Annotated in this window: 10 protein-coding genes; 7 read left to right on the top strand and 3 right to left on the bottom strand. The window is 73.2% G+C overall.

Going from position 1 to position 10,301, the window contains the following annotated elements; genetic code table 11:
- Window positions 1-116: 116 nt before the first annotated feature.
- Window positions 117-1,709, bottom strand: coding sequence for a fatty-acid--CoA ligase FadD1 (fadD1, locus tag VGD85_RS22475; RefSeq protein WP_331065661.1), 1,593 nt, complete (start codon window positions 1,707-1,709; stop codon window positions 117-119).
- A gap of 88 nt (window positions 1,710-1,797) precedes the next feature.
- Here fadD1 and VGD85_RS22470 point away from each other — a divergent pair, with 88 nt between their 5' ends.
- The 6 genes from VGD85_RS22470 (at window position 1,798) to VGD85_RS22445 (ending at window position 6,041) form a co-directional block, all read left to right on the top strand.
- On the top strand, window positions 1,798-3,009 hold the full coding sequence (locus VGD85_RS22470) for a hypothetical protein (RefSeq protein WP_331065660.1): 1,212 nt from the start codon (window positions 1,798-1,800) through the stop codon (window positions 3,007-3,009).
- A 55-nt stretch (window positions 3,010-3,064) separates the two neighbouring features.
- Window positions 3,065-3,670, top strand: a complete 606-nt coding sequence (locus VGD85_RS22465; protein ID WP_331065659.1) for a GrpB family protein — start codon at window positions 3,065-3,067, stop codon at window positions 3,668-3,670.
- A gap of 54 nt (window positions 3,671-3,724) precedes the next feature.
- Complete coding sequence (locus VGD85_RS22460; protein WP_331065658.1) at window positions 3,725-4,348, top strand: sulfite oxidase-like oxidoreductase; 624 nt, start codon at window positions 3,725-3,727, stop codon at window positions 4,346-4,348.
- Window positions 4,345-5,052 carry an FAD-binding oxidoreductase gene (locus VGD85_RS22455; RefSeq protein ID WP_331065657.1) on the top strand — a complete coding sequence of 236 codons (708 nt, stop codon included), beginning with the start codon at window positions 4,345-4,347 and terminating at the stop codon, window positions 5,050-5,052. The genes VGD85_RS22460 and VGD85_RS22455 overlap by 4 nt, the downstream gene beginning before the upstream one ends.
- Before the next feature lie 168 nt (window positions 5,053-5,220).
- Window positions 5,221-5,814, top strand: a complete 594-nt coding sequence (locus VGD85_RS22450) for a LysR family substrate-binding domain-containing protein (protein ID WP_331065656.1) — start codon at window positions 5,221-5,223, stop codon at window positions 5,812-5,814.
- A 53-nt stretch (window positions 5,815-5,867) separates the two neighbouring features.
- Window positions 5,868-6,041 (top strand): hypothetical protein, encoded by a 174-nt coding sequence (locus VGD85_RS22445; RefSeq protein WP_331065655.1) that lies wholly within the window; start codon window positions 5,868-5,870, stop codon window positions 6,039-6,041.
- Window positions 6,042-6,068: 27 nt separating this feature from the next.
- On the opposite strand, the gene VGD85_RS22440 is transcribed toward VGD85_RS22445, so the two are convergent.
- Window positions 6,069-7,505, bottom strand: coding sequence for a GuaB1 family IMP dehydrogenase-related protein (locus VGD85_RS22440; RefSeq protein WP_331065654.1), 1,437 nt, complete (start codon window positions 7,503-7,505; stop codon window positions 6,069-6,071).
- Window positions 7,506-7,547: 42 nt separating this feature from the next.
- Here VGD85_RS22440 and galK point away from each other — a divergent pair, with 42 nt between their 5' ends.
- The gene (galK, locus tag VGD85_RS22435) at window positions 7,548-8,741 is read left to right on the top strand and encodes a galactokinase (protein ID WP_331065653.1); all 1,194 of its coding nucleotides are present in this window, start codon (window positions 7,548-7,550) and stop codon (window positions 8,739-8,741) included.
- A 105-nt stretch (window positions 8,742-8,846) separates the two neighbouring features.
- Here the strand turns inward: galK and VGD85_RS22430 are convergent, their stop codons facing one another.
- The gene (locus VGD85_RS22430) at window positions 8,847-10,178 is read right to left on the bottom strand and encodes a DUF2252 domain-containing protein (protein WP_331065652.1); all 1,332 of its coding nucleotides are present in this window, start codon (window positions 10,176-10,178) and stop codon (window positions 8,847-8,849) included.
- Window positions 10,179-10,301: the final 123 nt, after the last annotated feature.

The following is a 10,301-nucleotide window of genomic DNA, read 5'->3' as shown; positions in this document are numbered from 1 at the left end:
CGAGCCGGGGCGGGTGTCTCGGGGCGCGCTGCGGGCGTGATCGTCCCACCCGGTCCCGCCATCTGCACCCTCCGCCGGCGCCTCGAATCCGGGAAGAGGCTACCGGAGCGGCGGGGTCAGGCAGGCACGCCCGCACCGGCCGGCGTGTACGCCGTGCCGCGCTCGGCTCGCACCCAGAGCACGCCGTCCCCGGCGGTCGGTCCCTGGGCGGCGAGCTCGCGCTTGAGCACCTTGTTGGTCGCGGTGCTCGGCAGGTCCGGCGCGATGCGGACGAACCGCGGCCACGCCGTGGTGGAGAGGTCCGGCTGGTCGGCCAGGAAGCCCTCGAGGTCGGCCGGCTCCAGCCGCGCATCGTCCTGGAGCACCATCGCGGCCATCACCTGGTCGCCGACGTGCGGGTCGGGCACGGCGTACACGGCGACCCGGTTGACGGCGGGGAGGCGCTGCAGGATCCGCTCGATCGGGGCGGCGGCGAGGTTCTCGCCGTCGACGCGCATCCAGTCGGCGGTGCGGCCCGCGAGGTAGATCCACCCCTCGGCGTCGCGATAGGCCAGGTCGCCCGACCAGTACATGCCGTGGCGCAGCCGCTCGGCGTCGGCGGCACTGTCGTTGTAGTAGCCGCCGAAGTAGCCCGCCCCCTGGGTGTTGACCAGCTCCCCCACGGCGCGGTCGGCGTTGAGGAGCGCACCGTGCTCGTCGAACCGGGCGGCCTCGCACTCCGTCACCGTCTCGGCGTCGTAGATCGCCACCCCCTCGGCGCCGCGACCGACCGAGCCGGGCGGGGTGCCGGGCTCGCGGGTGATGATCACGGCGAGCTCGGTCGACCCGAATCCGTCACGGACCTCGCACCCGAACCGGCGGGCGAAGTCCTCGATGTCGCGGTCGCTCGCCTCGTTGCCGAACGCGACGCGCAGCGTGTTGTCGGCGTCGTCGGGGCGTTCCGGTGTCGCGAGGACGTAGGCGAGCGGCTTGCCGACGTAGTTCATGTACGTGACGCCGTAGCGGCGTACGTCGTCGAGGAACCCGGACGCGCTGAACCGCGCCGGCACGATCGTCGACCCGCCGCACAGTGCCGGGCTCCAGCCGGCCACGACGGCGTTGGAGTGGAACAGCGGCATCGACACGTAGCAGACGTCCTCGGGTCCCAGGCCGAAGCGGGTCTGCAGGTTGAGCCCGGCGAACAGCACCATCAGGTGGTTGACCAGCACCGCCTTCGGATCGCCGCTGGTGCCGGAGGTGAAGATCATCATGAACGTGTCCATCGGACCGACCTCGCGGTACGGCGCCAGCGGGCCGGCGCCGTCGACCAGCTCGTCCCACTCCTCGGTGGAGGTGTCCAGCACCCGCACTCCGGTCAGGTCGAGGCCTGCGAGCAGCGGCCGGTGCTCGGCGTCGGTGACGAGCAGCTGGCAGTCGGCGCGACGGACGTCGGCGAGCAGGCCGGCACCGCGCCGGGTGGTGTTGATCCCGCACAGGGTGAAGCCACCGAGTGCGGCGGCGGCCATCGCCCGGAGCATGTCGGGGGTGTTGCCGAGCAGCACGCCGACGTGCAGGGGTCGGTCCGGGTCGGCAGCGCCGATCAGCGCCGCGGCGACCGCCTCGGACTCGGCGACGTGCTCGCGCCAGGTCCAGGTGCGCTCGGCGTACCGCACCCCCGGACGGTCGTCCTCGGCACGCTCCCTCAGCAGCTGCTGGACGGTCTCCGCCATGCGCCCTCCTCGTGGTGACGCGTGTCAACGTAGGCGACGATCCAGTAACCTGCAACACGTTCTAGTTCGCGACACGCCGGAGACCCCGTTGCCCAGCAGGTACGCCTCGCTCAGCCGCGCCGAGCTCGCCGCCCTCGTGCCCGAGCTGCTGCTGATCGGACAGCTCATCGACCGCTCGGGGATGGCGTGGTGCATCTCCGCGTGGGGCCGCGAGGAGATGGCGCGGGTGGCGGTCGAGGAGTGGGCCGGCGCGAGCCCCGTCTACACGCGGCGGATGCAGCGGGCCCTGGGCTACGAGGGCACCGACGTGGTCACGATCTTCAAGGGCCTTCAGCTCGACATCGGCGCACCGCCGCAGTTCATGGACTTCCGCTACGAGGTCCACGACCGCTGGCACGGGACCTTCCGTCTCGACCACTGCGGAGCGCTCATGGACGTCGAGCCGCTGGGCGAGGAGTACGTCGTGTCGATGTGCCACGACATCGAGGACCCGACCTTCGACGCGACCGCCGTCGCGACCAACCCGCACGCCCGGGTCCGCCCCGTGCACCGGCCACCCCGCTCCCCCGCCGACCGGCGCCCGCACTGCGAGTGGACCGTCGGCATCGACGACGCCCACCCGCCGGTCGAGCCGCTGGCGCCGTACTTCACCATCGAGCGGACCCGGGCGGCCACGGTCGAGCTCGACCCGATCGATCCCGGGGACGAGGGCGCCGCCGACTACTCCGGCCCGCTGCTCTCCGACGTCGACTTCTCCCGGTTCTCCCGCTCCGCCCTGGCCCGCATCGCCGACGAGGTCTGCCTGCAGATGCACCTGCTCAACCTCTCGTTCGGCCTCGCCGTGCGGACGCGGGCGTCGGACGCCGCCCAGGCCGACGAGGTGCTGACCAAGCAGCTCGTCGGGGTCGCGGGGGTCGCCGCCGAGCGGATCGCCCGCGTCCTCGGCCTCGACGATCCGCTGCGGGTGCTCGAGCTGCACCCGCTGCTGAACCCGGCGGCGTACGTCACCGGCGCGGTGCGTGGCGCCGACCTGTCGGTGGCCCCCTCACCCGCGAGTGCGGACGGTGCCTGGATCGCGCTCTGCGGGCCCGGACGGGAGCGGCCGCTCCGGGCGATCGTGCAGGCCGTGGATCCGTGCGCCGACGTGGAGGTCGCCGGCGACCGCGACCGCTGGACGGCGACGCTCGTGCGCCGCGACGAGCCCGCCCCGGTCGCCGACGAGGTCGCGGTCACCCGGGTGAGCACCGGAGCGGGGTTCGTGTTCGAGCCGCGGCGCTCGCTGCCGATCACGCCCGTTTAGTGCGGTACTAGGCACGTCGGGGACCCTGCTGCCGCCGCTCGCCTACGCAGGCGCGGTGACCGCCCCGCCCAACCCCGCCCGGCTCCACGATCCCGACGCCGGGTGGCCCCGGCGGGCACGCGACCTGCTCGCGGCGATCCGGGCCGCGATCTCGGAGCTGCCGGGCGCGGAGGCGGCACTGCTCGACCACATCGGGTCCACGGCCGTGCCCGGCCTGCGGGCGAAGCCGTTCCTCGACCTGCAGCTGCGCATCGAGCCGCTGCCCGCCGAGGACGCGCTGAGCGCGTGCCTGGCACCGCTCGGCTTCCGGCGGTCACGGGGATCGCGACCCGACTCGCCCGGAGTCGACCGCGACGTCCCTCGCGGGGACGAGGACGTGCCGGACGCGGTCTGGGCGAAGCTGCTCTACGTCGCCGAACCGGAGGCTGCGATCCTCCACGTGCGCCGCACCGTCTCGCCCTGGGGCCGCCACACGGTGTGGTTCCGCGACTGGCTGCGCGCGCACCCCGGCGAGCGGGTGCGCTACGAGGCCATCAAGTTCCGGCTCGCGGCGCAGAACGCGGGCAAGCCCGACTACGACGACTACACCCGCGCCAAGAGCGCCTTCTTCGACGAGGTCGAGCCCCGTTTCACGGCGTGGGCGCGGGAGCGCGGCGCGTAGGTACGCCGCCCGGTCGCCCGGGGAGGCCGACCGCTGCCTCGGCATACTGGCCGGGTGCCCATCACCCGCGGCTTCACCGGCCGGCGCCGGCCCGAGCGACCCGATCGGCTCCCGCCCGGGCAGTACGACACCGGCAGCTCCTGGCCGACCCTGACCGCGGAGGCGACCCCCACGACCTCCCTCGAGGAGTGGGCCGAGCGGTGGCGGATGCGCGTCGACGGTTTGGTCGAGGAGCCGCAGAGCTGGACGTGGGGCGAGCTCCACGCCCTGCCGCGCTCGGCGTACTCCGGCGACATCCACTGCGTGACCACGTGGTCGAAGTTCGACATGACGTTCACCGGCGTCAGCGTGGACACCCTGCTCGAGGCGGCGCGGCCGAGGCCGGAAGCACAGTTCGTGCTCGCGCACTCCACCACGGGCTACACCACGAACCTGCCACTCGCCGACGTCACCGGCGGCCGGGCCTGGGTGGTGTGGGAGGTCGACGGCGGCCCGCTCCCGCGCGGGCACGGCGGGCCGGCGCGGCTGCTGGTGCCGCACCTGTACTTCTGGAAGTCCGCGAAGTGGATCACCCGGCTCGAGCTCCTCGACCGCGATCGGCCCGGCTTCTGGGAGCAGAACGGCTACCACGACCGCGGTGACCCCTGGCTGGAGCAGCGCTACCAGGGCGACCCGTGAGCGCCGGATCTCCGGCGCCGGCCGGGGGCTGGACGACCGGGCGGATCATCGCCCTGGAGCACCCCATCGACCGGCTCGTGCGGCTGCGGCTGCACGTGGAGGACCGCGTGGACCACCTGCCGGGCCAGCACTACGTCGTCCGGCTGCGGGCCCCCGACGACTACACCGCCCAGCGGTCCTACTCGGTCGCGTCCGACCCCGACGACCCGCTGCTCGAGCTCATGGTCGAGTGCCTCCCCGGCGGCGAGGTGTCGGGGTTCCTCCACGACATCGCCGAGGTCGGCGACGTGCTCGAGCTGCGCGGTCCGATCGGCGGGTGGTTCGTGTGGGACGGCGACGTGCCCGCGATCGGCGTCGCCGGCGGATCCGGGGTCGTGCCGCTGGTCGCCATGGCGAGGTTCGCCCACCGGCTCGGGCTCTCCGAGCGGCTGCGCATCGTCGCCGTCGCCCGCACCTGGGAGGAGCTGCCCTACGCCGAGGAGCTGCGTCGCTACGGCGCGTTCGTGGCGCTGACCCGGGAGAACCTGGGCGATCGGGTCGCGGCCCCGCCGTACCCCTCCGAGGTGGCGCCGCTGGCCGCCGGCGCCGAGCGCGCCTACGTCTGCGGATCGGTCGGCTTCGCCTCCTACGCCACCCGGCTGCTCGAGGAGGCCGGCGTCCCCGTCGACACGATCCGCGTCGAGCAGTTCGGCGAGACCGGCTGACGGTCCGGGCACCCCGGATCCCGGCCGGAGCCGATCCGGCGGGGGTCGGTCCGGTTTGCCGTTTGGTCACCAACGACAACCGGGAGCGCCTCGGGATTGTCGTTGGTGACCAAACCGCACGACCTCCCGGCGGCCCGGGCTTGCGGACGCCGCCCGTAGGGTGGGCGGGTGAGTGAGGCGTTCGGGCACTTCCGGGTCGGGTTCGTGACGGGTGCCACCCCCGACAAGTGGGCCCGCATCTGGCGCGCCCGCTATACGCGGGATCCGCTCGAGCTGGTGCCGCTCAGCCAGGACGAGCAGGAGCTCCGGGTGCGCGAAGGCACGCTCGACATGGCGATCGTCCGCCTGCCGATCGACCGGGACGGCCTCCACTGCATCCCGCTGTACGAGGAGCTCCCGGTGGTGGTGCTGGGGGTCGAGCACGTCTTGACCCTGGCCGAGGAGCTCACCACGGCCGACCTGGTCGACGAGCAGCTCGTGCTCCCGCATCCGTCGGGGTGGACCCCGCGCGCCGAGCAGCTGGCGTGGCCCGCGATGTCGGCGAAGGACGCGATCGAGGTGGTCGCCTCCGGCACCGGCGTGGCGATCGTCCCGATGTCCATCGCGCGGCTCCATCACCGCCGGGACGTCACCTACCGGGTCGTCACCGACCTGCCCCCGACCACCGTGGGACTGGCCTGGCTGGTCGACAACGACGACGCATGGGTTCAGCGCTTCATCGGCATCGTCCGCGGTCGGACGGAGCGCAGCTCCCGAGGCTGACCGGGCGCCTCAGCGGGTGGCGTCGCACCTGGGAGGGGCGCACACTGGGTCGTATGTGGATCATCGCCGCGGCGGGAGCCGCGTTCCTCGGGGTCGTGATCGTCGTCGGTCGTCGCCAGCGCCGTGACGGGGACGGGACGACTCCGCCGCAGTCCTCTCGCGACGACGTGCTGTCGCAGACCCAGGCCGAGGCGCGCCGGCTGCTGGGGCCCACCGCCGGCGGCTGACCATCCACGCGCCGCCGGGGCGGTGCGCTACCAGCTGGTCGACAGCGGCCGGCCCTCGTGGAACCCGGCCGCAGACTGCACGCCCACGACCGCACGCTCGTGCAGCTCGGCGAGCGTCGCCGCGCCGGCGTACGTGCACGCCGAGCGGAGCCCGGAGCAGATCTCGTCGATGAGGTCCTCGACCCCCGGTCGCGCCGGGTCGAGATACATGCGTGACGAGGAGATGCCCTCCTCGTAGAGCCCCTTGCGTGCCTGGTCGTACGCCGACTCCCCCGCCGTGCGACTGGCCACCGCGCGGGCCGAGGCCATCCCGAACGACACCTTGTAGGGGCGCCCGTCCGAGTCGACCATGAGGTCGCCGGGCGACTCGTGGGTGCCTGCGAACCAGGATCCGATCATCACCGCCGAGGCGCCCGCGGCGAGCGCCAGGGCGACGTCGCGCGGATGGCGCACTCCCCCGTCGGCCCAGACGTGCTTCCCGAGGCCGGCCGCGGTCCGGGCGCACTCGAGGACGGCGGAGAACTGGGGCCGGCCGACGCCGGTCATCATCCGGGTGGTGCACATCGCGCCCGGGCCGACGCCGACCTTGACGATGTCGGCACCCGCCTCGACCAGCGCGCGCGTGCCCTCCGCGGACACGACGTTGCCGGCGACGACAGGGACCTGCGGGTCGAGCGCGCGGATCACGCTCAGTGCCTCGAGCATCCGGTCCTGGTGCCCGTGGGCGGTGTCGACCACCAGGCAGTCGATGCCGGCCTCGAGCAGCTCGCGCGCCTTCTGGGCCACGTCACCGTTGACTCCCACCGCGGCAGCGACCCGCAGCCCGCCGGCCGGGTCGACGGCCGGCGTGTAGAGGGTCGCGCGGAGCGCGCCGGTCCGGGTGAGTACGCCGGCGAGCCGGCCGTCCGCGTCGACGGCGACGGCGAGCGGCGCGTGCGAGCGGTCCAGGGCGTCGAACGCGGCCCGCGGGTCGGCATCCTCGGGCAGGACGACGGCGGCAGGGCGCATCACGTGCCGCACCTGCGCGAAGCGGTCGACCTCGGTGCAGTCGCCCTCCGCGACGACGCCGACGGGCCGGCCGTCGTCGACGACCACCGCCGCACGGTGGGCCCGCTTGGGGATCAGCGCCAGCGCCTCGGCCACGGTCTGGTGCGGCGCGAGCTCGATCGGGGTGTCGAACACCAGGTGTCGCGACTTGACGAACCGCACGACATCGGCGACGACCGGCGCCGGGATGTCCTGCGGCACGACCGTCAGTCCGCCGCGCCGCGCCACCGTCTCAGCCATCCGCTTGCCGGCGATCGCGGTCATGTTCGCCACCACCAGGGGCAGCGTGGCGCCGGTGCCGTCATCGGTGGCGAGGTCGACGTCGTACCGGCTGCCGACCGAGGAGTGCCGCGGCACCATGAAGACGTCGTCGTAGGTCAGGTCGTGGTGCGGAGTCGCCGCGTCGAGGAACTGCACGTCGCGTGACTCTACGTCGAGTGGCACTCCTAGGGTGAACCCATGGCCTTCGTCGCACCCGGTGATCCCCTCCAGCTCGCGGACGCGGTCCGCGCCGCGTTCACCCGCGCCTACGGCGTGGAGGCCACGGTGGTGGCACGGGCGCCCGGGCGGGTCAACCTGATCGGCGAGCACACCGACTACAACCGCGGCCTGGTGCTCCCGGTCGCGCTCCCGCACGGTACGTACGCCGCGGTCGCCGGGCGGACCGATGGGGGCGTCCGGATCGGCAGCATGGAGGAGGCCGACCCCTGGATCGGGTCGGTCGACGCGATGGGGCCGGGGGCGGTCGACGGATGGGCGGCGTACGTCGCAGGCGTCCTGTGGGCGATGCGGGAGGCCGGCTTCGACCTCCCCGGGGTCGACGTGATGGTCCACGGGACCGTTCCCCTCGGAGCCGGGCTGTCGAGCTCCGCGGCGCTGGAGTGCTCGGTCGCCCTGGCCGTCTGCGGTCTGCTCGGGGTCGAGCCGGATGCCGGCGTACGTCACCGGCTCGCCAGCGCCTGCATCCGCGCCGAGACCGAGGTCGCCGGCGCCCCGACCGGCGGCATGGACCAGACCGTCTCGCTGTTCGCGGCCGAGGGTTCGGCGCTGCTGATCGACTTCGACGCCGAACCCGGCGCGGGGTCGACGCGCGACGTCGCGCTCGGGCTCGATGCGGCGGGCCTGGCCCTGCTGGTGACCGACACCCGCGTGTCGCACGCGCTGGTCGACGGAGGCTACGCGGCCCGGCGCGCCGACTGCGAGGCCGCCGCCGAGGCGCTGGGGCTGGCGTCGCTGAGGGAGGCGTCGCTCTCGCAGGTCGACACCCTCGAGGACGAACGGATCCGCCGTCGGGCCCGACACATCGTGACCGAGATCGACCGGGTGCGGGACACGGTCGCCGCGCTCGAGCGGGGCGACTGGACGGTCATCGGCCGGGCGTTCCGTGAGTCGCACATGTCGATGCGCGACGACTTCGAGATCTCCTGCCCCGAGCTCGATCTGGCCGTCGCCACCGCGGTCGAGGCCGGCGCGGTGGGCGCCCGGATGACCGGTGGTGGCTTCGGTGGCTCCTCGATCGCGCTGGTGCCGGTGGACCGGCTCGACGCGGCAGTCCGGGCCATCGATGCGGCGTTCGTCGCCGCAGGCCACGGTGCACCGCAGCACCTGCGCGCCGAGCCGTCGGCGGCCGCGGCCGTCCTCGCCCGGCCCTGAGTCCGCCTCCGGTGCGGCTCCCCGCTGTGGTTGGTGACCAAACGGCACAGATCCGCGGCTGATCGGTGTCGTTGGTGACCAAACGACACGGGTCAGCGCCGGCGGCTACGTCGCCGACACGCCGATCCTGCCCTCCCGGAACGCGGCGACGAAGAGGGCGTGGTCGTCGCGGACCCGGTTGGCGTACGCGATGGCCCAGTCGGTGACCCAGCCGATGAACGCCTTGCGCCTGCCGTCGAGCACCGCGGCGATCGCCTCCTCCACCTGGAACGTGACCAGGTCCTGCTCGCTGTCCTCGTCGGAGGCGCAGTGGATCTTCGCCGTGGCCCGGCCGAGGTGGTCGACGACGCCGCGGATCTGCGCCGGCTCGGTCAGCGCCGTCCAGTCCAGGTCGACTTCGTACGGCGAGAGCTCGGACACGACATAACCCACCCCGTCGTGGTGGGTGTAGCCGAGGAGCGGATCGGTATGGACCTGCAGCGCGCGTTGGCTCACGACGGTGCGATGACCCTCGTGCTCGAAGTACCCGTCGACCTCGGCGGAGTCGACGAAGCGGCTGAGTGCGGGCACGTTCGCCTGCTTCATCGACAGCACGACATCGTTGTCCAGCGCCTGGCTGAACCCCTCGACGAGCAGGTTGTACGCCGGCAGCCCGGCGCTGCCGATCCCGAACCCGGACTTCCCCACGACGTCGCGGAGCTCGTAGAACAGGTCCCGGTCGAATCGCTTGTCCTCGGGGATCGAGTCGAGGTAGCGCTCGAACGCCGCGACCACTGCGACGCGCTCGCGCTTGCCGAGGCGTCGGACGGTCGCCCCGTCTCGGAACGTGCGGGTGCCGTCGCTCACCAGCGTCAGGGAGTCCAGGAGGTCCGCCCGCCGGCGGAGCCGGGCGGCGACCAGGGCGTCTCGAACCGGGCCCTCGGTGTTGTCCAGGTGCAGGGCGTAGTCGTCGTCCTCGGCGTCCCGGTAGGCGTCGACCTGAGACAGATAGGCGCGCAGGTAGCGCCCGATCAGGCGACGTACGTCGTCCTCGGGCAGCGCCTTCTGCCACCCCACGAGCGCCAGTGAGGCTGCGAAGCGTTGCAGGTCCCACGTGAAGTGGCCGAGGTAGGCCTCGTCGAAGTCGTTGACGTCGAAGACGAGGATCCCGGCCGAGTCCATGTAGGTGCCGAAGTTCTCGGCGTGCAGGTCGCCCTGGATCCACACGCGCGAGGTCCGCTCGTCCGCCCAGGGGTCCTCGAGCCGCGCCACGTCGGCGTAGAAGAGCGGCGCGCTGCCGCGGTAGAAGGCGAACGGCGACGCCGCCATCTTGCGGAACTTGCGCCGGAAGGCGCGCTCGTCGGCTTCGATCAGGTCGCCGAAGGCCTCGGCGAGCACGCGGATGATCGACTCGCTTCGCTCGTCGCCATCCGCCGCGAGGTCGGCGAGGGTCGTCACACCGGGGATCGTTGCAAACGGTGCGCCCGCCATGCGAGCGCGAGCGCGGCCAGCACCGCCAGGCCGAAGGCTCCGTGCGCCACGTTGTCGGCCGCGGCGCTGAACGAGGCGTGGAAGACGTAG

It is taken from the genome of Nocardioides sp., assembly GCF_036401255.1.
In the GTDB taxonomy this organism is placed as follows: domain Bacteria; phylum Actinomycetota; class Actinomycetes; order Propionibacteriales; family Nocardioidaceae; genus Nocardioides.
This window is presented reverse-complemented; position numbering and strand designations above follow the sequence as displayed.